The 24,272-nt window shown below is 71.7% G+C and carries 18 protein-coding genes and 1 pseudogene; 12 read left to right on the top strand and 7 right to left on the bottom strand.

Annotated features, from left to right (window positions below; translation table 11 throughout):
* Positions 1-57 precede the first annotated feature (57 nt).
* From ABZ340_RS03575 to ABZ340_RS03565, 3 genes are all read right to left on the bottom strand, one after another.
* A complete protein-coding gene (locus ABZ340_RS03575) occupies positions 58-1,302 on the bottom strand; it encodes a DUF5667 domain-containing protein (protein ID WP_358780072.1) in 1,245 nt (414 codons plus the stop codon).
* Between the two features lie 251 nt (positions 1,303-1,553).
* Positions 1,554-2,333, bottom strand: a complete 780-nt coding sequence (locus ABZ340_RS03570; protein ID WP_358780071.1) for an ECF subfamily RNA polymerase sigma factor, BldN family — start codon at positions 2,331-2,333, stop codon at positions 1,554-1,556.
* A 332-nt stretch (positions 2,334-2,665) separates the two neighbouring features.
* Positions 2,666-3,592, bottom strand: a complete 927-nt coding sequence (locus ABZ340_RS03565; RefSeq protein ID WP_358780070.1) for an HAD-IB family hydrolase — start codon at positions 3,590-3,592, stop codon at positions 2,666-2,668.
* 174 nt (positions 3,593-3,766) lie between these two features.
* On the opposite strand from ABZ340_RS03565, the gene ABZ340_RS03560 reads away from it, so the two are divergent.
* From ABZ340_RS03560 to ABZ340_RS03525, 8 genes are all read left to right on the top strand, one after another.
* Entirely contained in the window at positions 3,767-4,072 is a 306-nt protein-coding gene (locus ABZ340_RS03560) for a glutaredoxin family protein (RefSeq protein ID WP_358780069.1), read from the top strand.
* A 274-nt stretch (positions 4,073-4,346) separates the two neighbouring features.
* Complete coding sequence (locus ABZ340_RS03555) at positions 4,347-5,108, top strand: redox-sensing transcriptional repressor Rex (RefSeq protein WP_358780068.1); 762 nt, start codon at positions 4,347-4,349, stop codon at positions 5,106-5,108.
* Positions 5,105-6,823 carry a glutamyl-tRNA reductase gene (locus ABZ340_RS03550; RefSeq protein WP_358780067.1) on the top strand — a complete coding sequence of 573 codons (1,719 nt, stop codon included), beginning with the start codon at positions 5,105-5,107 and terminating at the stop codon, positions 6,821-6,823. Before ABZ340_RS03555 ends, ABZ340_RS03550 begins: the two co-directional genes overlap by 4 nt.
* The gene (hemC, locus tag ABZ340_RS03545) at positions 6,820-7,815 is read left to right on the top strand and encodes a hydroxymethylbilane synthase (RefSeq protein WP_358780066.1); all 996 of its coding nucleotides are present in this window, start codon (positions 6,820-6,822) and stop codon (positions 7,813-7,815) included. The genes ABZ340_RS03550 and hemC overlap by 4 nt, the downstream gene beginning before the upstream one ends.
* Entirely contained in the window at positions 7,812-9,536 is a 1,725-nt protein-coding gene (locus ABZ340_RS03540) for a uroporphyrinogen-III synthase (RefSeq protein ID WP_358780065.1), read from the top strand. Before hemC ends, ABZ340_RS03540 begins: the two co-directional genes overlap by 4 nt.
* 168 nt (positions 9,537-9,704) lie before the next feature.
* Positions 9,705-13,295, top strand: coding sequence for a DEAD/DEAH box helicase family protein (locus tag ABZ340_RS03535; protein WP_358780064.1), 3,591 nt, complete (start codon positions 9,705-9,707; stop codon positions 13,293-13,295).
* The gene (locus tag ABZ340_RS03530; protein WP_358780063.1) at positions 13,292-14,149 is read left to right on the top strand and encodes a restriction endonuclease subunit S; all 858 of its coding nucleotides are present in this window, start codon (positions 13,292-13,294) and stop codon (positions 14,147-14,149) included. The genes ABZ340_RS03535 and ABZ340_RS03530 overlap by 4 nt, the downstream gene beginning before the upstream one ends.
* Complete coding sequence (locus ABZ340_RS03525) at positions 14,146-15,690, top strand: class I SAM-dependent DNA methyltransferase (protein ID WP_358780062.1); 1,545 nt, start codon at positions 14,146-14,148, stop codon at positions 15,688-15,690. Before ABZ340_RS03530 ends, ABZ340_RS03525 begins: the two co-directional genes overlap by 4 nt.
* A gap of 58 nt (positions 15,691-15,748) precedes the next feature.
* On the opposite strand, the gene ABZ340_RS03520 is transcribed toward ABZ340_RS03525, so the two are convergent.
* Positions 15,749-15,952 (bottom strand): DUF397 domain-containing protein, encoded by a 204-nt coding sequence (locus ABZ340_RS03520; RefSeq protein WP_358780061.1) that lies wholly within the window; start codon positions 15,950-15,952, stop codon positions 15,749-15,751.
* Positions 15,949-16,782, bottom strand: a pseudogene (locus tag ABZ340_RS03515) (helix-turn-helix transcriptional regulator). The gene ABZ340_RS03520 and the pseudogene ABZ340_RS03515 overlap by 4 nt, the downstream one beginning before the upstream one ends.
* Positions 16,783-16,926: 144 nt before the next feature.
* Between ABZ340_RS03515 and ABZ340_RS03510 the strand changes: the two are divergent.
* Together ABZ340_RS03510 and ABZ340_RS03505 are read left to right on the top strand one after the other, a co-directional pair.
* Positions 16,927-17,373: an ATP-binding protein gene (locus ABZ340_RS03510; RefSeq protein WP_358780060.1), complete on the top strand. Its 447-nt coding sequence runs from the start codon at positions 16,927-16,929 to the stop codon at positions 17,371-17,373.
* Positions 17,374-17,665: 292 nt separating this feature from the next.
* Positions 17,666-18,652: a helix-turn-helix domain-containing protein gene (locus ABZ340_RS03505; protein ID WP_358780059.1), complete on the top strand. Its 987-nt coding sequence runs from the start codon at positions 17,666-17,668 to the stop codon at positions 18,650-18,652.
* Between the two features lie 25 nt (positions 18,653-18,677).
* Here ABZ340_RS03505 and ABZ340_RS03500 read toward each other — a convergent pair whose 3' ends face one another.
* On the bottom strand, positions 18,678-20,075 hold the full coding sequence (locus ABZ340_RS03500) for an FAD-binding oxidoreductase (protein WP_358780058.1): 1,398 nt from the start codon (positions 20,073-20,075) through the stop codon (positions 18,678-18,680).
* 218 nt (positions 20,076-20,293) lie between these two features.
* Here ABZ340_RS03500 and hemB point away from each other — a divergent pair, with 218 nt between their 5' ends.
* On the top strand, positions 20,294-21,289 hold the full coding sequence (hemB, locus tag ABZ340_RS03495) for a porphobilinogen synthase (protein WP_358780057.1): 996 nt from the start codon (positions 20,294-20,296) through the stop codon (positions 21,287-21,289).
* A 36-nt stretch (positions 21,290-21,325) separates the two neighbouring features.
* On the opposite strand, the gene ABZ340_RS03490 is transcribed toward hemB, so the two are convergent.
* Entirely contained in the window at positions 21,326-22,174 is an 849-nt protein-coding gene (locus ABZ340_RS03490) for a DUF4232 domain-containing protein (RefSeq protein WP_358780056.1), read from the bottom strand.
* Between the two features lie 187 nt (positions 22,175-22,361).
* Between ABZ340_RS03490 and ABZ340_RS03485 the strand changes: the two genes are divergently transcribed.
* A complete protein-coding gene (locus tag ABZ340_RS03485; protein ID WP_358780055.1) occupies positions 22,362-24,128 on the top strand; it encodes a helix-turn-helix domain-containing protein in 1,767 nt (588 codons plus the stop codon).
* Positions 24,129-24,272: the final 144 nt, after the last annotated feature.

The following is a 24,272-nucleotide window of genomic DNA, read 5'->3' as shown; positions in this document are numbered from 1 at the left end:
GACGGGGGCGCCCCCTGGAGAGAGGGGCGCCCCCGTCGGCGTACCGGCGACCGGGTGTCAGTCGGCGTCCTCGCCTTCGATGCCCAGGCCGGGCAGGAGGCCCGGCAGGAGCGGCGGGAGGGTGACGTCCGGCTCGGGGGCCGGGTCCTTGTCGCCGCCGGTGGAAGGCGTCGCGCTGGCGCTGGCCTTCGGCGGCGGGTCGAGCAGGCCGCCCGTGCCGCCGCCGAGCAGGCCGTCGCCGCGGCTGTCGCCGCCGGAACCCGTCGACGTGCCGGGGCTGCCGGTGTCGCCTCGGCCGCTCTCCCGGTGGCTGTCGCCGCCGGTGCTGGGCGTCGCCGTACGGCCGCTGCCGGGCGTGCCGGTGGTCGCCGACCGAGAGGTGCCCTGCCGGTCGCCCTCGGTGTCGTCCTGGGCGGGCGGCTGGGGGAGGAGGGGCCGCAGCGGGGCGACGTCCTGCTCTATGGCGTCGAACACCGACGAGACCTGATCGCTGACGTCCCCGAGCTGGACGGGCAGCTTCTCGCGCAGCGCTCCCCAGACCTCGCCGTGGGAGCGGGAGAAGGCGGAGAGGGCCTGGATGGGGGCGAGGGAGTCGGGGTCGCGCTCGTAGACCGCGCTGAGCAGGCGGTGGCCCTCGGCGGCGTCGTGCTGCATGCCGGACAGGGTGCGGCGGATCTCGCCGAGGGACTCGTGGTCGAGGTGGCCGCCGCGGTCGCGGTCCAGGAGGCGGCGTGCCTCGTTCAGCCGGGTCGAGGCCTGGTCGAGGTAGGCCCGGCCGCGTTCGTCGTCCCCGTCGGCGAGGCCGCGTTTGAAGTCTTCGATGCCTCGCTTGAGGCCGTAGAGCGTGTCACCGGGCAGGGCGTCCGAGCTGGCGGCGGCGACTCCGCCGAAGGCTCCCGCGGCCACACCGACGCTGAGCCCGCCGGCGGTGAGGCCCTTGGCCAGCCGCGAGCGCGGGCGGAACCGCTTCAGCGGGGTCGCCCGGTGTGCACCGCGGGCCCGTGGGGACCGCTGCTCGGGCACCGTAGGGTCCGTCGCCTCGCCGCCCTCTTGCAGCATGGCCTCGAAGGCGGCCACCAGCTGAGCGCGCTGGACGACCTTGACCTCGGGATCCAGCTCGGGTTTGGGCAGCGCGCCGAGACCGGAGGCCAGGGCCAACAGATGTCCCTGGTCGGTCTGCTCCGCGGACTCGGCCGGTGCCGGTCCTCCGGACTGCTCGGCCGCCGCGCCCCGATCGGACTGCTCCTCCAGAGCCTGGGCGAAGGCGTTCGCCCGCCGGTGCGCCGATACGTTCGCGATCACTGGCGGCACCTCCTCTCGTCATGACGGTCGACTCCCCAGGGGGTCCTGAGGGTTGCACACCCTGACCGCATCCACACGATCGTGTGACCGGAGCAGGTCAGGGGGTGACCACAGGGAGCCTGTATCCCGCACAACGAGCGGCTTGGCACTTGGGTTACGGACGGCGCGTGAGCGGGCCGCGAAGCCAAGAGAGGTTCACCCGGGGTGAGTTGGAAACCGCGGAGGGCGATGAGGTCTCCGCGGGTGCGTGATCAGCGCGCGTCCTCGGGCAGGAGTCGGGCGAGGGTGCGCACGGCGCGGTACTGGAGGGTCTTGATGGCGCCTTCGTTCTTGCCCATCACGCGGGCGGTCTCGGCGACGGAGAGGCCCTGGAGGAAGCGGAGCGTCACGCACTCCTGCTGCTGGGGGTTGAGCCGCCGTACGGCGTCGAGCAGGGCGGCGTTGGAGAGGGATTCGAGGACGGAGTCCTCGGGGGAGCGCTCGACCTCGTTGGCGTCGAGCATCTCGCCGGTGGTGACCTCCAGCCGGAAGCGGCTGGACTTGAAGTGGTCGGCGACGAGGTTGCGGGCGATGGTCACCAGCCAGGCGCCGAAGTCGCGGCCCTGCCAGGTGAAGGTCCCGATGCGGCGCAGGGCCCGCAGGAAGGTCTCGCTCGTCAGGTCCTCGGCGGTCGCCTTGCCGCCGACCCGGTAGTAGATGTAGCGGTAGACGGTGTCGCTGTACTGGTCGTAGAGCCGCCCGAAGGCGTCGGCCTCGCCGGCCTGGGCACGTTCGACGAGGTCCATCATCCGGGCGCTGTCGCTGTCCGCGGCGGGACGGCGGGCGGTCGTGGCCCCGGACGGGCGTCCTCGTCTGCCGACCGCGGCGCTGCCGTCGGCCAGTGCGTAGCACGGGCCCACGGGGGCGGCGGCGGCGAAGGCGGGGACGGCGTACGCGGTGGGGACGAGTTCGCGCAACAGGTCTTGGACCGTTTTGACCGTTGCGCGGAGCGTAGCCAGGCCCGAGGCGTCAACCCCGACGTGTGGGTACACGGGACTCCCAGAGGCAGAGCTTCCATCACGTGCAGTGCGGGACCTTTCACCCGTCGTAGCGACGGAGGGGTACCGGTTTGCGTCTGAGGAGAATAACGCTTCGTGCAGGCACTGCTACACCCAGTTGCTCAAATCATCGATTACGTCGCTTCCGTAACCGATTGACACATGATCAAGTGCCGCAGAGTGATCGGGTGTTGACCGGAAAGGTTCATATTCCGGGTGGGTACGGCGCGTGTTGTGGTCGGGTGGCGAGTGCAGGGAGTGGGACGGGTGTTGCGGGGGTACGTCAGAGAGATTGGCGTGATGCCCGTCACGTCGCCGGGGGCCGGCTAGCGGCGGCGGCGGTGCAGGGCGATCGCCGCCGCCGTGCCGCCGGCCACCGCGCCGACGCCCGCCGCGGCCGGGATGCCGACCTTGGCCGCCTTGCGGCCCGTGCGGTAGTCCCGCAGGCGCCAGTCCAGTGCGCGGGCGTGCTTGCGCAGCTTGGCGTCGGGATTGATCGCATACGGGTGGCCGACCAGCGACAGCATGGGGATGTCGTTGTGGGAGTCGGAGTACGCGGCGCAGCGGGACAGGTCCAGGCCCTCCGCCGCCGCCAGGGCGCGGACCGCCTCGGCCTTCGCCGGGCCGTGCAGCGGCTCGCCGACCAGCTTGCCCGTGTAGACGCCGTCGATCGACTCGGCGACCGTGCCGAGCGCGCCGGTCAGGCCCAGGCGGCGGGCGATGACCTGGGCGATCTCCACCGGGGCCGCCGTGACCAGCCACACCTTCTGGCCGGCGTCCAGGTGGGCCTGGGCCAGGGCGCGGGTGCCGGGCCAGATCCGCTCGGCCATGTACTCGTCGTAGATCTCCTCGCCGATCGACTTCAGCTCCGAGACCCGGTGGCCCTTGACGATGGAGAGCGCCGAGTCGCGCGCGTCCTGCATGTGCTCGGGGTCCTCGACGCCGGCCAGCCGGAACCACGCCTGCTGCCAGGCGAACCGCGCCAGCTCCCGCGTGTCGAAGAACTTGCGCTTGTACAGGCCCCGGCCGAAGTGGAACAGGGCGGCGCCCTGCATGACGGTGTTGTCCAGGTCGAAGAAGGCGGCGGCCCGGTCGTCGCCGTGGACCGGGAACTCCGGCTCCCGGCCCGGGGCGGAGGCGGCGGACTCGTCCTGGGTGGACTTGCGGGCTGCCTCCGCCGAGGCCTCGCCTGCCAACACGCTCCGCGCCGTGGCGGAGCGCCTACGGGGGGTGAGCCATCCGAGAGCGGCCATATCCGTGAGCATAGCCAGTTTGTTCGGGCGTACCGGAGTCGTGAGGTTGGGAGGCTGTGAACTCTCCACGACGGGGTCGTTAAACAGCGCGTCCGGCGAGGGGGCCGGGGGGCCGGGGAGGCGGACGGCCCGGGTGCCGCGGCGGGGCGTCCGCGGGCCGCCGGCCGCGCGAGAATGGCCGGCATGAGCCCGCTCTTCCGCCGCAGGACCCCGCAGGTCCCTGAGACCCCTGAGAACCATCTCGTCACCCTCGTCCGCAAACCCGGCTGCCACCTGTGTGATGACGCACAGCTCGTCGTCGAGAAGGTCTGTGCCGATCTCGGCGTCCCCTGGGAGCAGAAGGACATCACCCAGGACCGCGAACTCCACGACCGGTACTGGGAGCAGATCCCCGTCGTCCTGGTCGACGGACGGCAGCACACCTTCTGGCGTGTGAACGAAGAACGCCTCCGCAAGGCACTGACCGAGCAGTCCAAGTAGTCCGGATGGTCGCTTAGGATCGATGGCGACGTGGTCTCGGGGGCGTTGATCGTGAGGAGTGTGTGCGGCTTTGCCCCCAATGAGAGAGGAACGCAGGTGCGAGTGCGCCGGTTCCCGTTCCCCGCGCCGGGGGTGCGTGACCCCGATCACGTTGGCCGGGCAAATCGGACACCGTCTTTGTGCACGCGTTCACAAAGACATAGCCTGCATTCGACGGGGCGGTCATGTAGGGACGTATGACCGCCTACAGCCCCGCTCTACCCGCAGGAGCACCGTGGCAACTGGCCGAACACACCGACCGGCGACCCGTAGCCGAGGGATTCCCGAGGCCACCGTCGCCAGGCTTCCGCTGTACCTCCGGGCCCTCACCGCGCTGTCGGAGCGCTCGGTGCCCACGGTCTCCTCCGAGGAGCTGGCGGCCGCGGCGGGAGTCAACTCCGCGAAGCTGCGCAAGGACTTCTCCTACCTCGGCTCCTACGGGACCCGGGGCGTCGGCTACGACGTCGAGTATCTCGTGTACCAGATCTCCCGTGAGCTGGGGCTCACCCAGGACTGGCCGGTGGTGATCGTCGGTATCGGAAACCTCGGCGCCGCGCTCGCCAACTACGGCGGTTTCGCCTCCCGGGGCTTCCGGGTGGCCGCACTCATCGACGCCGATCCCGCGATGGCCGGCAAGCCCGTCGCCGGGATCCCGGTGCAGCACACCGACGACCTGGAGCGGATCATCCAGGACAACGGCGTCTCGATCGGCGTGATCGCGACCCCCGCCGGTGCCGCCCAGCAGGTCTGCGACCGGCTCGTGGCCGCCGGTGTCACCTCCATCCTGAACTTCGCGCCGACCGTGCTGAACGTCCCCGAGGGCGTCGACGTGCGCAAGGTCGACCTCTCCATCGAGCTGCAGATCCTCGCCTTCCACGAGCAGCGCAAGGCCGGTGAGGAGGCCGCCGCCGAAGCGGGCGCCGCGGCCGCCGCCGCCCGCAAGGAGGCCGCCGAACAGGGACCCGACGGGGACGTGCCCGCCGTGATGCCGGCATGAGCCTCCTCGTCGTCGGGCTGAGCCACCGCAGCGCCCCCGTCAGCGTCCTGGAGCGGGCCTCGCTGAGCGCGGACGCCCAGGTCAAGCTGGTGCAGGACACGGTCGCCGCCGAACCGGCCGCCGAGGCCGCGGTGCTGGCCACCTGCAACCGCATCGAGCTCTACGCCGACGTGGACAAGTTCCACGCCGGTGTCGCCGAGCTGTCCACGCTGCTCGCCCAGCACAGCGGGGTCGGGCTGGAGGAGCTCACCCCTTATCTGTACGTGCACTACGAGGACCGGGCCGTCCACCACCTGTTCTCGGTGGCGTGCGGGCTGGACTCGATGGTCGTGGGCGAGGGCCAGATCCTCGGCCAGATCAAGGACTCCCTGGCCCGGGCGCAGGAGCTGCACACCGCCGGACGGCTGCTGAACGACCTGTTCCAGCAGGCGCTGCGGGTCGGCAAGCGCGCCCACTCCGAGACCGGCATCGACCGCGCCGGGCAGTCCCTGGTCACCTTCGGCCTGGAGCAGCTCGCCGCGGGCGGCGACGTCCAGGAGTGGGCCCGGGGCAAGAAGGCGCTGGTCATCGGCGCCGGGTCGATGTCCTCGCTGGCCGCGGCCACGCTGGCGCGGGCCGGGGTCGCCGAGGTCGTCGTCGCCAACCGCACCTTCGAGCGGGCCGAGCGGCTCGCCCGGATCCTGACCGAGGGCGACGACACGGACGTGTCGGCCCGTGCGGTGCCGATGGACGCCGTACCGGCCGAGCTGACCCGTGCCGACGTGGCCGTCTCCTGCACCGGCGCGACGGGGCTCGTCCTGACGGCCGACGCGGTCGCGGCGGCGGTCCAGGGCCGTACGGGACAGCCCGTCGCGGTCGGGGCGGACCCCCGTACGCGGGCCGGGGAGGTGCGGCAGGCGGCGCCCGCGGGTGCCGCCGGCGACGAGGGCTGCCCGCTCGACCTGTCCGCCGTGCAGCCCGGCTTCTCCGTCATGGGGGAGGCCGCGGTGGCCGGCATGGACGCGGCGACGCTGGAGCAGCACGCCGCCTGGGTCGCGGGCGGGACGGCCGTGGACCGGCCGCGCGAGACCGGCCGCAGCGGTCCCGAGACGGACGCCGAGCTGATCGGCGCGCTCGCCGCGACCGCGGCCAGCGCCGGGCGCGTCCCCGAGGCGCGCCGGCCCGAGCCGGTCGCCGTCGCCCCGCGCCCGCAGCCGGTGCTGTTCCTGCTCGACCTCGCCATGCCGCGCGACATCGACGCCGCCGTGCACCGGCTGGCCGGGGCGCGGCTGGTGGACATCGAGACGCTCGCCGAGGCCTCGGCCGACGCCCCGATGGCGGCCGACGTCGACCAGGTCAGGCGTATCGTTTCGGACGAGGTCGCCGCCTTCGGGGCGGCGCAGCGGGCCGCGCGCATCACCCCCACCGTCGTCGCCCTGCGCAGCATGGCCGCCGACGTGGTGGCCAGTGAGATGGCCCGGCTGGAGGGGCGGCTGCCCGGCCTGGACGACAAGCACCGCGCCGAGATCACGCAGACCGTCAAGCGCGTCGTGGACAAGCTGCTGCACGCGCCGACGGTACGGGTCAAGCAGCTCGCGGCCGAGCCCGGCGGCGCCGGGTACGCCGACGCGCTGCGCACCCTGTTCGACCTCGACCCCGAGACGGTGGCCGCCGTCTCCCGGGCCGACGGCGGCCAGAACACCGAGAACAACGGCAAGAACCGAGGGCCGGCATGACTGAGAAGGCACTGAGGCTGGGAACCAGGCGCAGCAAGCTCGCCATGGCCCAGTCCGGGCAGGTGGCGGACGCCGTGAGCCAGGTGACCGGGCGGCCCGTCGAGCTCGTCGAGATCACCACGTACGGCGACACGTCGCGCGAGCACCTCGCGCAGATCGGCGGCACGGGCGTGTTCGTGACCGCGCTGCGCGACGCGCTGCTGAGGGGCGAGGTGGACTTCGCGGTTCATTCGCTCAAGGACCTGCCGACCGCGCAGCCCGAGGAACTGGTCCTGGCCGCCGTACCGGTGCGCGAGGACCCGCGGGACGTGCTCGTCGCGCGGGACGCGCTGAAGTTCACCGACCTGCCGCGCGGGGCGCGCGTCGGCACGGGTTCGCCGCGCCGGATGGCGCAGCTGAACGCGTACGCGCGGGCCCACGGGATGGACATCGAGACGGTCCCGATCCGGGGCAACGTCGACACGCGGATCGGATACGTCCGCAGCGGTGAGCTGGACGCCGTCGTGCTCGCCGCCGCCGGGATGAACCGGATCGGCCGCATCGAGGAGGCGACCGACTTCCTGTCGGCCGACACGGTGCTGCCCGCCCCCGGCCAGGGGGCCCTGGCGATCGAGTGCGCCGCGGACAACGCGGGCCTCGCCGCCGCGCTCGCCGAGCTCGACGACCCGTTCACGCGGGCCGCCGTGACGGCCGAGCGGTCACTGCTCGCCGCCCTGGAGGCCGGTTGCAGCGCCCCTGTCGGCGCGCTGGCCGACCTTCCCCCACGCTCGGCTCCGCTCGAGCGGGGGGATTCCCACGCCGACGGGCAGATTGTCAAGGAAATGCGCCTGCGGGGCGTCGTCGGCACGACCGACGGCACCACGCTGGTGCAGCTGTCCACCACCGGTCCCGTGCCCGAGACGCACGACCAGGCGCTGGCGCTCGGCCGCGGACTCGCCGCCGAGATGCTCGCCCAGGGTGCGGCCGGTCTGATGGGGGAGCGAGCACATTGAGCCCCACCACCCTTCCCGCCGGTCCGGAACACGGGCACGTCACCTTCCTGGGTGCCGGACCCGGAGATCCGGGACTGCTGACCCTGCGCGCTGTGGAGGCGCTGGCGAACGCGGACGTCCTCGTCGCCGAGCACGAGGTGCTCGACGTCGTCCGCAAGCACGCCAGGCAGGGCGTCGCCGAAGTGCACACGGACGCGGATCCTTCGGATCCGGCCGGTTCCCCCTCCGGACCGCTTCCGGGCACAGGCACGCCCCAGCTGACGGTAGTTGACGGCACGTCAGCCACCGCCGGCGTTCCCGCTGTGCGGGATGCCGCACATCTTGTCATGGAGGCCGCGCGGGGCGGCAGGCGGGTCGTGCGTGCGGTGTCCGGGGACCCCGGGCTCGACGCGGACGCCGCCGAGGAGATGCTGGCCTGCGCCGCGGCCGGGGTGCCCTTCGAGGTCGTCCCGGGCATCGCCACGGCCGTCGGCGTGCCGGCGTACGCCGGTGTGCCGCTGCGGGACGCCCACGGCGCCGACGTGCGGTTCGTGGACGCCCGGACCGCCTCGGACCGCTGCTGGACCGAGGTGGGCGCCTCCGACGGCACGGTCGTGGTCTCCACGACGCTCGACTCGGTCGCCGCGGCCGCCGGCGAGCTGGTCGCGGCCGGCCGCAAGCCGGACACCCCGCTGACCGTCACCGTCGCCGGTACGACGACCCGGCAGCGCACCTGGACCGCCACCCTCGGCACCATCGCGCAGACGCTGAAGCAGGCCAAGGTGCTGCCGTCGCCGGACGGCGGCCGGCCGGTGATAGCCGTGGTCGGCGAGCGCAGCGCTCCCGCCCGGCGCGAGCAGCTGTCGTGGTTCGAGTCCAAGCCGCTGTTCGGCTGGAAGGTGCTCGTGCCGCGTACGAAGGAGCAGGCGGCCTCGCTCTCCGACCAGCTGCGGTCCTACGGGGCCGTGCCGCACGAGGTGCCGACCATCGCCGTCGAGCCGCCGCGCACCCCGCAGCAGATGGAGCGCGCGGTCAAGGGCCTGGTCACCGGCCGGTACGAGTGGATCGCCTTCACCTCGGTCAACGCGGTCAAGGCCGTGCGGGAGAAGTTCGAGGAGTACGGGCTCGACGCCCGCGCCTTCGCCGGGATCAAGGTCGCCGCGGTCGGCGAGCAGACCGCCAAGGCGCTGATCGCCTTCGGCGTGAAGCCGGACCTGGTGCCGAGCGGGGAGCAGTCGGCCGCCGGGCTGCTGGAGGACTGGCCGCCGTACGACCCGGTCTTCGACCCGATCGACCGGGTGTTCCTGCCGCGCGCCGACATCGCGACGGAGACGCTCGTCGCGGGCCTGATCGAGCTGGGCTGGGAGGTCGACGACGTCACCGCCTACCGGACCGTGCGCGCCTCGCCGCCGCCCGCCGAGACGCGGGAGGCGATCAAGGGCGGTGGCTTCGACGCCGTGCTGTTCACGTCGTCGTCCACCGTGCGGAACCTGGTCGGCATCGCGGGCAAGCCGCACAACGTGACGGTCATCGCCTGCATCGGCCCGGCCACCGCCAAGACGGCGGAGGAGCACGGCCTGCGGGTCGACGTCATGTCGCCCGAGCCGTCCGTGCACAAGCTGGCGGAGGCGCTGGCCGACTTCGGCGCGCGGCGGCGGCTGGCGGCGATCGAGGCCGGCGACCCGGTGACGCGGCCGAGCGAGCGGCGGCCGGGGGCGCGGCGGAGGCGGTCGACGACCTGAGCGGACGAGCGGGACGGACAGCGCGTGGTGGTCCGTCCCGCTGGAGCAAGGCGGTACACGAGGGCCGTCGAGCACTGCATCTCCCAAATATCTTGTTACGCCGAGTTGTTCATGACATCCTGCAAGGCTTTGCACACGTCATGACGGCTTGGAGTCAGGGGGATTCACATGGTGACGGCAGTGGTCGGCAGCCCGTCGGGCGGGGACGACGAGCAGGTCAAGCGGCTGGCCGCGGGCTCGTCCAACTTCGGTCACCTGCTGGGGCATGAGCCTCTTCTGGTGACCCTTGGCTGCTCCGCGGAGTCGTACGTCCACACCGATCCGCACGCGGCCATGGTGAAGACCCGGCTGTTCGGCGAGGTCATGGCCCGGCACCTGCTGACCATGGTCAACCTCACCGTGTCGAGCAACAGGCAGGTCGACCGGATCAACGCACTCACCAGTGCGGGAGTCCTCGTTCCGCAGGTACGCGCCTGGTTCGAGGCGATCCGCATGACGGGCAACCGTGCGGTGCACGAGTACTACGCCAACGTCCGTGCCGCCCTCCAGGCGGTGGAGGCGTGCTTCCGGCTCGGCGACTGGCTGCACCGCTCCCTCACCCCGTCCGACACCACCCACCGGGTCTTCCTGGCGCCCGCGCCGCCCTCCGCGGCGCCCGCGCCCACCACCGTCGCGGACCAGCAGGAGCTGGAGCAGCTGCGGGCCGAGCTCGACGCCTACCGTCGGCGGCTGGAGGAGGCCCGGCTTCGTTACGACGGCAAGCTGAGCCGCCTGGAGCGTGAACAGGCCGCCCGCGCGCAGGCTGAGGCGGAACTGGCCCGCGCGGAGGCCGAGCGCGCCGCCCTGCACGATGTGATCGCCGAGCTCAGCGACAAGATCACCGAGCTGACGGCTCCGGCTTTGGAGGCCCGTACGGCGGTCCAGCCGCTGAAGGGTGCCTCGCAGCGCGACGAGTTCATCGCGCGGGCGCAGAAGGCGGCCCGTCCGTCCATGAGCGAGGCGCAGGTCCGCGACGAACTCGACCGCATCCTGGAGAAGGCCGGCTGGGCGGTCCAGGACGACAAGGACAAGAACCTCTTCGCAGGCAAGGGTGTGGCCGTCCGGGAGGTCTCCACGGCCGTGGGCCGTGCCGACTACCTCCTCTACGTCGACCAGCGCCTGGTCGGCGTCATAGAGGCCAAGCGGGAGGGTGCCGACCTGGAGGCCGCCATGCAGCAGGCAGCCCGTTACGCCACCGGCCTCACGCGCAGCCAGCAGCTCAGCGCGTGGCGGGCCAGCCTGCCCTTCCGGTACGTCGCCGACGGCAACACGGTCCGTTTCCACAACGCGCTCGACCCGTCCCCGCGCACGCGCGAGGTCTTCGCCGTGCACCAGCCGGAGACCATCGCCCGCTGGATCGACGAGGCCGAGGCCGATCCGGCCGCGCCGACCCTGCGGGCCCGGATGCGCCGCCTGCCGCAGACCTTCCTCGACCCCGGGCCGCTGCGCCCGGCCCAGGTCACGGCGATCACCGGTCTGGAGCGCTCCCTGGCCAAGGACGACCCGCGCGCCCTGATCCAGATGGCGACCGGCGCCGGCAAGACGTACACGGTGGTCAGCGAGAGCTACCGGCTGCTCAAGCACGCGGGCGCCAAGCGCATCCTGTTCCTCGTCGACCGCAACAACCTCGGCAGCCAGGCCGCCACCGAGTTCGAGAACTTCGACACCCCGGACGACGGCCGCAAATTCACCGAGCTGTACGTCGTGCAGCGCCTGGCCGGTGACACGGTGCTGGGCTCCGCGCACGTGGTGGTGTCCACCGTGCAGCGGCTGTGGCTGGCGCTGACGGGCCGCGCGGTGCCGAGCGCCGACAGCGAGGACGCTGCCCTCGACCGCTACGACCTGGTCGACGAGCCGGTCCAGGTCGGCTACAACCCGGACCTGCCGCCGGAGACCTTCGACCTCATCGTCGTCGACGAGTGTCACCGCTCCATCTACGGCAAGTGGCGCGCGGTCCTGGAGTACTTCGACGCCCACCTGGTGGGCCTGACCGCCACCCCGGTCAAGCAGACCTTCGGCTTCTTCTTCCAGAACCTCGTCAGCGAGTACCCGTACGAGCAGGCCGTCGCCGACAGCGTCAACGTCGACTTCGACGTCTTCCGCATCCGTACGGAGCTGGGGGAGAACGGCGGGACGATCCCGGCGGAGACGGTCGTCCCGATGCGGGAGCGCAAGACCCGCCGGGAGCGCTACCAGGAGCTGGAGGAGGACCTGGAGTGGAAGGCGTCCCAGCTGGGCCGGCAGGTCATCAGCAAGGGACAGCTCAAGCTCGTCATGGAGACCTTCCGCAAGCACCTGTTCACGGACATCTTCCCGCCCGTCGGGGAGGGCGAGGCGCAGCGGTCGCGCACGCACGTGCCCAAGACACTGATCTTCGCCGTCGACGACAACCACGCCGACGAGATCGTCCAGACGGTGCGGCAGGTCTTCGGCGAGGGCGACGACTTCTGTACCAAGATCACGCATGCGGCGAAGCGGCCCGCCGAGCTGATCAAGGCGTTCCGCAACAGTCCTGAGCTGCGGATCGCCGTCACGGTGGACATGATCGCCACGGGCACGGACATCCCCCCGCTGGAGTGTGTGTTCTTCCTGCGCGACGTGAAGAGCTGGGCGTACTTCGAGCAGATGAAGGGGCGGGGCTCGCGGACGGTGGACCCGGCCGAGTTCCAGGCGGTGACACCGGATGCCGAAGTCAAGGAGCGGTTCGTGATCGTCGACGCGGTCGGCGTCACGGACTCGCCCCGCGTGGACGCGCGCCCGCTCAACCGCGCCTCCGAGCGGAAGGTGCCGCTGGAGCGGCTGATGGCGAAGACGGCCGGCCTGGCGATGACGGAGGACGAGATCGCCACGCTGGCGGGCCGCCTGGCGCGCCTCGACCGCCAGCTCACCCCCGAGGAGCGGGAGGAGATCGACGAACTCGCCGGGCAGCCGCTCCGGGAGATCGTCGGCGGCCTGGTCCGGTCCGTCGACCCCGACCAGCAGGAGAAGGCCCGGCGCATCGGCGGTGAGAAGCAGGTCCGGCAGGAGATGCTGGAGGCCCTGAAGCCGATCGCCGCCAACCGCGAGCTGCGGGACCGCCTGATGTCCATGCGCCGCGCCCACGACATCGTCATCGACGAGGTGAGCGTGGACGAGGTGAAGGAGGCGCGCGGCATCACGGCGGACGAGCTGGCGATGCGCAGGGTGACCTCCTGGAAGGAGTACATCAAGGAGCACCAGGACGAGATCGCCGCGCTCAGCCTCGCATTCGGCGAGCGGCGGGATCCGAAGGAGGTCTACCGGCGCCTGAAGGACCTGGCCCGCAAGATCGAGCGTCCTCCCTTCCAGTGGACCCCGGCACGGCTGTACGACGCGTACGTGCAGCTGGGCAAGGCGGCCAAGCACCCGCGGGGGGTGGCGGGCGTGGTCGACCTGATCGGCCTGCTGCGCTTCGAGCTGGGCCTGGACGAGGAGGTACGTCCGTACCGGACCCTGGTGGAGGAGCGGTACGCGGCGTGGCGGGCCCGGCAGGAGCAGGCGGGAGCCGTTTTCACCGAGGACCAGGTGTGGTGGCTGGACCGGATCGTGGACGTCATAGCGACGGACGCGGCGATCGAGCCCGAGCATTTGAAGGACGTACCCTTCATTGAGCGCGGGGGCGTGGACGGGTTCCTGAGGGAGTTCGGGGCCGATCGGGGGGCTGAGATTTTGGATGAGCTGGGACGGGAGTTGGGTGCGTGAGCGAGGGCGATATTCCTTCGGAGCTGCCGAAGGGGTGGGTCCGGGTTCGGCTGGATGAGGTTGCCGAGGTGCGACTTGGCCGGCAACGGTCGCCTAAGAATCACTCCGGTACGCAGATGCGCCCGTACCTGCGCGCTGCGAACGTGGACTGGAATGGGCTCAAACTGGACGACGTGAAGGAGATGAACTTCACGGATGAAGAAGTTGCCGTCTACGGCCTGAAGAAGGGCGACATTGTACTGAGCGAGGCGTCAGGTAGCGCCTCCGAGGTTGGTAAGCCTGCCATCTGGAACAACGAGATTGCTGATTGCTGCTTCCAGAACACGCTAATTCGCGTCCGAAGCTACGGGATTGATCCGTACTTCCTTTTGTATTTCCTGCGAGGGGAAGCCAAACGTGGGGCTTTTGTAGAGCATTCGCGGGGCGTTGGTATTCACCACATTGGTGTGGCGCGTTTGGCGGCATGGGAAGTCCCTGTGCCCCCATTGGGGGAGCAGCGTCGCATTGTCTCAGCTACTGAGAACCAGATTGCGGTCGTTGAGCGGGCAGAAGCAGCGATCCATTCTGCTCTGAGTCGCGCGGCTGCACTTCGCCGCTCACTCTTCTCTGTGGCTTTCAGTGGACAGCTCGTATCGCAGGACCCTGACGATGAGCCGGTCGAGGAACTACTGAAGCGCAGTAAAGTGGCGATTGAGGCAGCCGCCAAAGAAAAGAGCACTCGGCGTCGGAGCGCTCGGTCTTCATCCGCTCAGAGCAAGGCGACCTATGGCGGCGAGGAAAATAGCGTTCGGCAGCAAATTGAGGCCAGCCCCACCGCCACTCAGCCCACCCTTGACCTGGAGATGCCCTCGTGACCACGACCGAGGCCCGTCGGCTTGTCGACAAGCTCTGGAGCTACTGCCACGTCCTTCGTGACGACGGCGTCTCCACGATCGACTACGTCGAGCAGCTGACGCTTCTCGTGTTCCTGAAGATGGCGCACGAGGCGCAGTCCCGTCCCCCGATGTTCCGCGAGCAGATCATGCCCGAGGGGTCCGTCTGGGAGGGGCGCGGCTGGCCCGAGTTGCTGAACAACGACGGTGCCGCGCTCGAAGCCGCGTACACGGGACTGCTCGAAGATCTGGGTGCCCAGCGCGCCGGTACCACCTTCCACCTGATCTTCAACGGGGCCAGGAACCGTATCCACGACCCCGCCAAGCTCAAGCGCCTCGTCAAGGACCTGATCGACAAGGAGAGCTGGTCGGGGCAGAAGACCGACATCAAGGGTGACGCCTACGAGGAGCTGCTGTCCCGAGGCGCGGAGGACATCAAGTCGGGTGCGGGGCAGTACTTCACCCCGCGTCCGCTGATCCAGGCGATCATCGACTGCGTCCGTCCGACCCCGGACGACACGATCACCGACCCCGCCTGCGGAACTGGTGGCTTCCTGCTCGCTGCCGCGGAGTACATCCTCCAGGAGTACGGCAGCCAGCTCACCCCCGAGCAGCGCAAGCACCTCAGCAGTGGCGGCATCTGGGGTACCGAGCTGGTGCGGAACACCGCCCGTCTCGCCGCGATGAATCTTTTCCTGCACGGCATCGGCCAGCCCACCGGACCTGCCCTCGTCCGTACCAAGGACGCCCTCGCAGCCCCGCCGGACAAGCGCGCGAGCCTGGTCCTGGCGAACCCGCCCTTCGGCAAGAAGTCGTCGATCACTGTGTACGGTGACGACGGTTCGGCTGCCAAGGAGGCCATCGCCTACGAGCGCCGGGACTTCTGGGTCACCACGACCAACAAGCAGCTCAACTTCGTCCAGCACATCGCCTCGCTACTGGAGATCCACGGCCGGGCAGCGGTCGTTGTCCCCGACAACGTCCTCTTCGAGGGCGGCGCGGGCGAGACCATCCGCCGGCGCCTGCTCAAGGAGTACGACGTCCACACGCTGCTGCGCCTGCCCACCGGCATCTTCTACGCGGGCGGCGTCAAGGCCAACGTCCTGTTCTTCGAGCGCAAGCCGGCCCGCCCCAATCAGCCCTGGACCGAGAAGCTGTGGGTCTACGACTTCCGGACGGCCCAGCACTTCACCCTCAAGCAGAACCCCCTCACCCGGGCCCACCTTGAGGACTTCGTGCAGTGCTACCAGGCCGACGACCGCTCCAAGCGGGTGGAGACCGAGCGCTTCAAGGCGTTCACGTACGAGGAACTGGTTGCCCGCGACAAGGCCAACCTCGACATCACCTGGCTTCGCGACCCGAGCCTCGACGACGCGGACAACCTGCCCGCGCCCGAGGTGCTGGCCGCCGAGATCGTCGAGGATCTCCAGGCGGCTCTGGAGGAGTTCGCCGCGATCGCGGAGACGTTGCAGCAGTCCCGTGGCGAGGGCGCGGCAGCGGAGGTAGCTCCGGCCGCCGAGTGACGGCGTATGTGCGGCCCGCACCCGTGGACGTGGGTGCGGGCCGCGTGGGGTCGGTCCGTCAGTGGGCGGCGTACGGCAGGAAGGTGGCCCAGGTGGTGGGGGCGAGGGCGAGGCGGGGGCCGGTGGTGTTCTTGGAGTCGCGGACGAGGATGTGGCCGGGGACGGTTGCCACCTCAACGCAGTCGGGGCCCTCGTCCGTGCTGTAGCTGCTCTTTATCCACTCCAGCTCGGAGTTGTCTTCACCAGAGGGCTTGAGGGTCATGTCTCTCCAAGCGCTTTCTCGATGAGGGCCGTCGACTCTCGGGGGCTGAGAGCCTGTGCCCGGATGATTCCATAGCGCATGTCGAGGAGCTGCACTTCTCTCGGGTCGGCGATCACGCGGCTGATGTGCTGCACCTCTACATGCCCCACGGTGGTGCCGTCCTTGAGCTTGAGCAGCCTGAACGAACCGGCGAGCCCTGGATTTTCCTCATGGCCCAGCGGAAGCACTTGGAGGTCGACGCTGCGGAACTTGGCCACCTCCAGAAGCCGTTGGAGCTGCCCACGCATGACCATCTTGCCTCCGATGGGCCGACGCAGCGTCGACTCTCACTGGACGAAACTGAAGACAGGTCGTGCTGCCGTGTCGTTGACGATCCCCTGGCGTGCCACGCGGGCTGCCAACCGCTGTTCCAGCTCGTCGGCGGTGAAGGGCGGACGACGGGCGCTGAACACCGCCCGCGCGTACTCCTCCGTCTGCAACAGCCCGTGCACGACGGAGTTGTTGTAGGCGCACAGCTCGACTGCTTCCGCCTCCAGTTTCTTCAGGTCCCGCACCTTCTTCGGATACCGGACCTCCGTCACGTCCGTCTTCATCGCGGCGATGCGGCCGCCCGCCCCCAGCACCTCGTCCGCGCTGTCCAGGTACTCTGGCCGGGGAATCCGCCGCCCCCGCTCCACCGAGGAGACCAGTTCCTCCCCGTAGCCGATGGCCGCGCCGAACTCGGCCTGGGTGAGGCCGGCCGCCTCGCGCCACAGCTTCAGCTGCCGGGCGACGGTGCGCATCACGGCCCCGGCCTCTTCGTCGTCCAGTCCCGCTTCCCACCCGCTCATGTCCGCGCCCTCCCGTCACGCGCCCTTCCCCGGACCAACTCCGGCCGTCCCCGCCCGGTCGCCCCGGGCAGCCCGGACGGAACCGGACACACACCGGACAGCCGCCGGTCGCACGGGCCGCCCTGCTTCACAGCGTACGCACGCATGAACACGCTGAGTGACGTGAATCAGGAAATCGCCATGCCGCGGACTCCCTTGCGCCGGTTCTCCGTGCCGCTCTCCGCCACCCGCCGGGGTGCCCGTCTCGCCCGGCTGCTCGCCGTCGAACGACTGAGTGCCTGGGGGCTGCCGTTGGACCCGGCCCGGCTGATCGTGGCCGAACTCGCCGCGAACGCCGCCGTGCACGGCAAGATCCCCGGGCGCAGCTTCCGCCTCGCCCTGACGGTCACCGCGTGCGGGGCGCTGCGTGTCGAGGTGACCGACGCCAAGGGGGAGAGCGTGCCCAGGCGCCGGGACGCCTCACCGGATCCCGCCGAGTCGGGCTACGGTCTGCTGCTGGTCGAGGAGTTGGCGGACCGCTGGGGCGTGCGGACCGGACCGGTGCCGTGCAAGACCGTGTGGGCCGAGATCGACCTCCGCGTCCGCCGGTGACCCGCCGCCGACGAGCCCGCACCGGCGGCCGGGAACACGGGACCCGGTGGGGCGCGGGCCGGGGCTGCGGGCGGTAAAAGACCAAAGAACCCGGGGAAATAACCCTCCCAACCAACCAAACCACGTGTACGTCACCCGGGCGGGTGAAACCGGTCGGTGCGGCTGGCGCGTCGGCGGCCCGGACGTGCAGTCTCGCCGCAGGCATCACCACGACCCCACACATGCATCGGCCCCCGCCGGGACTGGCATCCCAGTGCGAGGGCCTGACCATCGAGGAAGAAGGCCCTTCCCCATGGCTGAGCAGAAGCCTAACGCCGCTGCGCGCCCGGATCAGGGTGTTCGGCGGACCGCCACCCACTCCGGTGTCACCCACGTACGGGCGTACCAACCCGACCGGTACACGATCATCGGCAACCACCTCGCCCAGCACCGCGAGCTGTCGCTGACCGCCATCGGACTGGCCACCCACATCCTGTCGCTGCCGGACAGAGCCCCGGTCGACATCCGCAGCCTCGCCGAGCGCTTCCCCGAGGGACGGGACCGCATCGCCTTCGCCCTGCGGGAGCTGGAGGCGCACGGCTACCTGGAGCGGGTGCGGGAGCGTACGGAAGCGGGCCGCCTGTACACGCGGACCTACGCCCATCACGTCCCCGCCGCCGAGACCGCCGAGACCGCCGCCCGTACCGCCGATGGTCCGGTGGTCGGTCCGGTGGTCGGTCCGCAGGTCCGGGGAACGGCCCGGGAAGGCGTCCAGGACCCCGTCCTCCCGGACACGCCCGCGACCGGCGGGGAAACAGAACCGCCCGTGCCGCCCACACCTCCCGCACCGCCTGTCCCGCCGGAGGTGGGCGACTGCGAGCGCGCGCCCCGCGACCGGCACCACGACAGGGCCGTCGCCCTGCTCGCGGGTCTGCGCCGCATCGACGACCGCCTCACCCTCTCCCGGCGGCAGGTGGACCGGCTCGCACCCGCCGTCGCCGCCTGGTTCGCCGGGGGTGCCACGACCGCCGTCGTCCACCGCGTCCTGACCACCGGCCTCCCCGAGGACATGCGGCACCCGGCCGGTGTGCTCGCCCATCGCCTCGGCGAACTGCTGCCCCCGCCCCTGCCCGCGAGTCCACCGGCCGCGTCCGCCGACGCCGGAACCACCCGCCACCGCCCTCACCCCCTCCAGACGTGCGACGGCTGCGAGCGGGCCTTCCGCGCCCCGGAACCCGGCCGCTGCCGGGACTGCCGGGACCAGCCACCGGCGGCGGACGAGCCGCTTCGGGCGGCTTGAACGGCCACGGCCGCCCGGGGCCGAGCTACGCCGGGGTGACCGTGTGGCCGAAGCGGAGCAGGTTCGCCGGGTCGTGGGCGGACTTGGTGCGGCGCAGGCGGTCGTAGACGTCCGGGGTCCAGGCGCGGGCGCGGTCGGTCTCGTCGCCGGGGGTGCCGTGGATGTTGACCAGGGTGCGGCCGGTGCCGTACGGGGCCATCGCCGTGTGGAGGGCCGTGACGGCCTCCTCGACGGCCCGGGCGGCCGGCGGGGCGGGCAGGACGCCGACCGCGTCCAGGAAGTACCCCGCGTCGCGGGCGCAGACGGCGTCCGGGACGGCGGGCGGGCGGGACAGCGCGCCGCCCAGGTGGCGGATCTCCACCATCAGCAGCGGATAGTCGCCGCCGGCCGCGGGGCCCGCCTCGTCCAGGCAGGCGCGGACGGCGTCCGGCGGCAGGTCGCGCAGCAGGAGGCAGGTCTCGCGGGCGGGCAGCGGGTCCCGCGGCTCGATGTGGATGCGGTCCAGGGCGGCGTGGTCCATCTCCTCCACCGTGTCGAGCGTGACCGGTACCGCCTGGCGGAGCGGCGCGATCAGGGCCTCGCCCTCGGCCGGGTCGCCGGGCCAGGCGAGGGCGACGCGGGCCCGGAAGCCGCCGCGCAGGGGCTCGGGGATCTGCGGGATGGGCGGCAGCCGCAGCAGGGAGAACGCGCTGCACATCTCGTCGGGCACGGTGCGGGTCCACCGCGCCCAGGTGGTCAGCAGGGCCTCGGCGTGCTCGCCGGGGCAGTAGAGGCCGCCGCCCAGGAGGCGGGGCACCGGCAGCAGCTCGCAGACGAGGGACGTGACGACGCCGACGTTGCCCTTGCCGCCGCGCAGCGCCCAGAACAGGTCGGGTTCGCGGTCGGCGTCCGTCTCGTGCAGCGTGCCGTCGGGGGTGACCACCTGGAAGGAGCGGACGAGGTCGGCGGCGTAGCCGTAGGCCCGGCCCAGGACCGGCAGGCCGCCGCCCACCGTGTAGCCGACGGCGCCGACGTCCGTGGAGGTGCCGCTGAGGCCGGCGAGCCCGTGCGGGGCGCCCGCCGCCATCACGTGGCTCCACTTGGCGCCCGCGGCGACCGTCGCGGTGCGCCGGACCGGGTCGACGTCGACGGCGGTCATGCGGGCCGTGCTGATGAGCAGGCCTCCCGCCACGGGGAAGTTGGCGCCGTGGCCGGTGGCCTGGACGGCGACCGGGGTGCCGGTGGCCGCCGCCCAGCGCACCGCGGCGACGACGTCGTCGGCGCTCGTCGCGCCCACGACGACGTCGGGGGTGCGCAGGGCCGCGAGGTTGAAGCCGGTGACCTCCTCGGCGTAGCCGTCGTCGCCGGGGCGCAGCACCGGGCCGCGGATCCGGGAGAGGGCGAAGAGGTCGGGCGGGTCGGGGGTGCGGGGGGTGGTGGTCATCGCGTCCTCCGTGGCGCGGGTGCGGGCGGGTACGGAGGGACGGCGGCGGTTTCCGGTCAGGCGTCGGTGTGTGGCGTGCGGCGTGCGGCCGTCGCCGTCGGGTCCTTGTGCGGTGCGGTGCGGGGTGGTGCCTGGGGGTTTCCGGGCCCTTTCTCCAGCATGGCCCTCCGACGAGGCGTCGGCAAAGGCGGTGCCGGGGCGGGCGTAGCGTAGGTGGCATGACGACGTACGGATCCTTCCCCGGCACCCGGCCCCGGCGTCTGCGGACCACTGCGGCCATGCGCCGTATGGTCGCCGAGACCCGGCTGCACCCCGCCGACCTCATCCTTCCCGCCTTCGTCCGCGAGGGTGTGAGCGAACCGGTGCCGATCGGGGCGATGCCGGGCGTCGTGCAGCACACCCGGGACACCCTGAAGAAGGCCGCCGCGGAGGCGGTGGAGGCGGGGATCTCCGGGATCATGCTGTTCGGCGTGCCCGAGGAGGAGAAGAAGGACGCCCTCGGGACGGCCGGCACCGACCCGGACGGGATCCTCCAGGTGGCCCTGCGGGACGTGCGGGCCGAGGTCGGGGACGAGCTGCTCGTCATGTCCGACCTGTGCCTGGACGAGTTCACCGACCACGGGCACTGCGGGGTCCTCGACGAACAGGGGCGCGTGGACAACGACGCGACCCTGGAGCGGTACGCCGAGATGGCGCAGGTGCAGGCCGACGCGGGCGCCCACGTGGTCGGGCCGAGCGGGATGATGGACGGTCAGATCGGCGTCGTCCGCGACGCGCTGGACCAGATCGGGCGGGAGGACGTGGCGATCCTCGCCTACACCGCCAAGTACGCGTCCGCCTTCTACGGGCCCTTCCGGGAGGCCGTCGGGTCGTCCCTGAAGGGGGACCGGAAGACCTACCAGCAGGACGCGGCGAACGTCCGGGAGTCGCTGCGGGAGCTGGCGCTGGACCTGGAGGAGGGCGCCGACATGGTGATGGTCAAGCCGGCCGGGCCCTACCTCGACATCCTGGCGCGGGTCGCGGACGCCGTGGACGTGCCGGTCGCCGCGTACCAGATCTCCGGTGAGTACGCGATGGTCGAGGCCGCCGCCGAGAAGGGCTGGATCGACCGGGACCGGGCGATCCTGGAGACGCTGACCGGCATCAAGCGGGCCGGTGCGCGCACCATCCTCACGTACTGGGCGACCGAGGTGGCGCAGCGGCTGGGGCGGTAGCCCCAGCGCTTCGGTGGAACGGCGCCCGGTCCGGCCTCAGTAGGCCAGGGCGTCGTCCATGCTCGACTGCCAGTACGTCACCGCCAGGGAGCTGTCGTAGTAGACGCCCGCGGCCGGCAGGGACGGCGTCGCCGCCGCGCCGCCGTCGCTGTTGGGGGTGGCGCCCTGGAAACCGACGGTCAGGCGGTGGCCGGTGCTGCCGCCGTCGCCGCTGCCGTCGGCGGCCGACAGCAGGACGCCCGCGTAGCCGGACTCGCCGGGCGCGAGGGTCGTCACCGCCTGCGGCCGGGAGCCCGCGATCGCCTGGGGCACCCACTGCATCTCGTCGAAGCGGAGCACCGGGTAGTAGGTCAGGTCGCACGTCTTCGAGCCGGTGTTCTTCACCGTGATCAGCATGTGGTTGACCGGGCGGGAGACCTGCTGGGCGGTGACGGCGGTGTTGGAGCCGTTGCACAGGACGCGGTTCTCGGGGGCGTGGGGGTCGGAGGCGCCGTTCCGGTCCGCGGACGGGGCCTTTCCGGTGCCGGAGGACGAGCCGGCGGTGCCCGTGCCGGTGCTGGTGCCGGTGCTGGTGCCGGTGCCCGCGTTCGTGGATCCGCCGGTGGTCTTGCCGGTGGTCTTGTCGGCGGACGAACCGCCCGCGGTGCGCGCGTCCTGCTGCGCCGAGCCACCGGACGAGGTGCCGGTGCCCGCGCTCGTGGACCCGTCGGCGGCCGGTGCCGACGCCGTGGCCGACGCGGGCTTGGAGGCGCCCTCGTCCTTGACGCCCGTGCCGTCGTTGCAGGCGGTCAGCGCGAGGGCGGCGAGGGACACGCCGGCCGCGGCGAGGAGGCGGGCACGGTGGCCGGAGACGCGGGCGGTGCGGGCGGTGCGGAACGTACGCATGGCTGGTTTCCCTTTCGGAGGGGTGACGGGAGCGGCCCGCTCGACCGGATGGCGGGAGCGGCGTGCTTGGATGACCAGAGCTTGTCCGGCAACCTGTCCCAGGCGCCATGATTGACGGGGGATCAGGGACGCTGGAACGCCGACAAGGGTTTGACCAGCGGAAATGCTCATTCCCTGGAACGCGGGAATGGGACAGGGGGAGGGAAGGACCGTGACCGGAGACACCGCTGCCGCGGAGTTCGCCGCGCTGCTGAGGGAGCTGAAGGAGCGCTCCGGGCTGAGCTACGGGGTGCTCGCCAAGCGGCTGCACGTGAGCACGTCCACACTGCACCGCTACTGCAACGGGGACGCCGTCCCCACGGACTACGCGCCCGTGGAGCGGCTGGCCCGCCTGTGCAAGGCGTCTCCCGGGGAGCTGATGGACCTGCACCGGCGGTGGGTGCTGGCGGACGCGACGCGGGGGCGGAAGGGGGCCGGGGCGGCCGGTTCTTCCGGTGCCTCCGGTTCTTCTGACTCTTCCGGTGTCTCCGGTGTCTCCGGTGCTTCTGGTGCTTCTGGTGCCTCTGGTGCCTCTGGTTCTTCCGGTTCTTCCGGCTCTCCCGGCTCTCCCGGCTCTTCCGGCTCTCCCGGTTCTTCCGGTGCCTCTGGTTCCGGCGGGTCGTCTGTGGAGGCTCGGCAGTCCGAAGGCTCCTCGCCCGAAGACACCTCGTCCGAGGGTGTCTCACCCGAGGAAGCCTCGCGGCCGGAGGAGGCCCGGCTTTCGGAAGAGCCCCGGCCTTCGGAAGAGCCCCGGTTTTCGGGAGCACCCCGGCTTTCGGGAGCACCCCGGTTTTCGGGAGCACCCCGGCTTCCGGGAGCACCCCGGCTTCCGGAAGAGCCTCGGTTTTCGGAAGAGCCCCAGCCGCCGGTGGAGTTGCAGCGGCCGCACTCTCCGGAGCAGCCGGAACAGTCCGCGCCGCCGCGCGTTCGTCGCCGTATCCGTGGCACGCTCGTCGCCGGGATCGCCGTGGCCGCCGTCGCCGGTGCCGTCACCCTGGCCGTGAGCCTGTCCTCCGGCGGGGCGGACGAGGACCGGCGCAGCCCCGCCGCCGCCGTGTCCGTCGAGGCGGAGGGGGTGGGCGGCGCCCGGGTGACCGCGTCGCCGTCCCGTTCGGCGTCGCCGTCCGCCTCCCCCTCGCGCAAGGAGAAGGACGCCAAGGGCGGCGAGGGCGCCGAGAACGCCAAGAACGGCAAGGACGGCGACGCGGTGGCCGGGGCCGGCCCGTCCGCCTCCGCGAGCGGCGACCGGGGTGGCGCCGCCGGTGCCGGTGAGGGCTCGGCCGCCACCGGCACCAAGGCCGGTGTTCCGCTGACCGTGTCGGTGCAGCCGTACACCTGGGAGAGCCCCTGCGACCAGCGCTACCTGGTGAACCGGCCGCCGGCGCAGGTGTCCCCGCCGCCGGTGGAGCAGGGCGCGCCGGGCTGGGTGGCCAAGATGGGGGCGGTGTCGTCGGGGAAGCAGTTCCTGACGCTCACCGTCCAGGGCACCGGCGAGGAGACGGTGGTCGTGAAGGATCTGAAGGTGCGCACGGTCGGCAAGCGGGCGCCGCTCGCCTGGAACGACTACGTCATGGGGTATCCCGGCGCCGGCTGTGGAGGAGGCGTCACGACGCGGTCCTTCGCCGTGGCCCTGGACGCCGTCCGCCCCGCCGTCGTCCCCCAGGGGGGAGGCGAGGACTTCCCGTTCAAGGTCTCCGAGTCCGACCCGGAGGTGTACTACGTCCTGGCCGACGCCTCCGCCTACGACGTGAGCTGGTACCTGGAGCTGGAGTGGTCCAGCGGCTCCCGGAGCGGGACGCTGGAGATCGGCGACGACGGGCGGCCGTTCCGCACCAGCGGCAACAACGGGCGGCCGGCGTACGAGTTCCCGCTCGGCGGCGAGGCGTGGGTGAAGGAGGGGACGACGGTCGGGTGAGCCGGGGTCGGCCGGGGTGCTCCCTGGTCCTGGCGTCCGGCCCGGTCTCCGATCCGGTCTCCGGCCCGACCTCCGGCCCGGCGTCCGGATTCTGGAAAGCTGCTTGTAGGGGGCAGGTATATCCCTAGGGTGCGGTCAGGAGCC

The organism is Streptomyces sp. NPDC006134 (assembly GCF_040628835.1).
Lineage (GTDB): Bacteria > Actinomycetota > Actinomycetes > Streptomycetales > Streptomycetaceae > Streptomyces.
The sequence above is the reverse complement of the archived record's forward strand: the minus strand, read 5'-3'. Positions and strand labels throughout refer to the sequence as shown.

Bases quoted from the DNA above. Each gene is read 5' to 3' on its own strand.
- ABZ340_RS03535 (WP_358780064.1), top strand. From the start codon at position 9,705: ATGGTGACGGCAGTGGTCGGCAGCCCGTCGGGCGGGGACGACGAGCAG.
- ABZ340_RS03560 (WP_358780069.1), top strand. From the start codon at position 3,767: ATGGCCGGCATGAGCCCGCTCTTCCGCCGCAGGACCCCGCAGGTCCCT.
- ABZ340_RS03510 (WP_358780060.1), top strand. From the start codon at position 16,927: ATGAACACGCTGAGTGACGTGAATCAGGAAATCGCCATGCCGCGGACT.
- ABZ340_RS03550 (WP_358780067.1), top strand. From the start codon at position 5,105: ATGAGCCTCCTCGTCGTCGGGCTGAGCCACCGCAGCGCCCCCGTCAGC.
- ABZ340_RS03565 (WP_358780070.1), bottom strand. From the start codon at position 3,592: ATGGCCGCTCTCGGATGGCTCACCCCCCGTAGGCGCTCCGCCACGGCG.
- hemB (WP_358780057.1), top strand. From the start codon at position 20,294: ATGACGACGTACGGATCCTTCCCCGGCACCCGGCCCCGGCGTCTGCGG.
- ABZ340_RS03490 (WP_358780056.1), bottom strand. From the start codon at position 22,174: ATGCGTACGTTCCGCACCGCCCGCACCGCCCGCGTCTCCGGCCACCGT.
- ABZ340_RS03485 (WP_358780055.1), top strand. From the start codon at position 22,362: ATGGGACAGGGGGAGGGAAGGACCGTGACCGGAGACACCGCTGCCGCG.
- ABZ340_RS03500 (WP_358780058.1), bottom strand. From the start codon at position 20,075: ATGACCACCACCCCCCGCACCCCCGACCCGCCCGACCTCTTCGCCCTC.
- ABZ340_RS03520 (WP_358780061.1), bottom strand. From the start codon at position 15,952: ATGACCCTCAAGCCCTCTGGTGAAGACAACTCCGAGCTGGAGTGGATA.
- ABZ340_RS03505 (WP_358780059.1), top strand. From the start codon at position 17,666: ATGGCTGAGCAGAAGCCTAACGCCGCTGCGCGCCCGGATCAGGGTGTT.
- hemC (WP_358780066.1), top strand. From the start codon at position 6,820: ATGACTGAGAAGGCACTGAGGCTGGGAACCAGGCGCAGCAAGCTCGCC.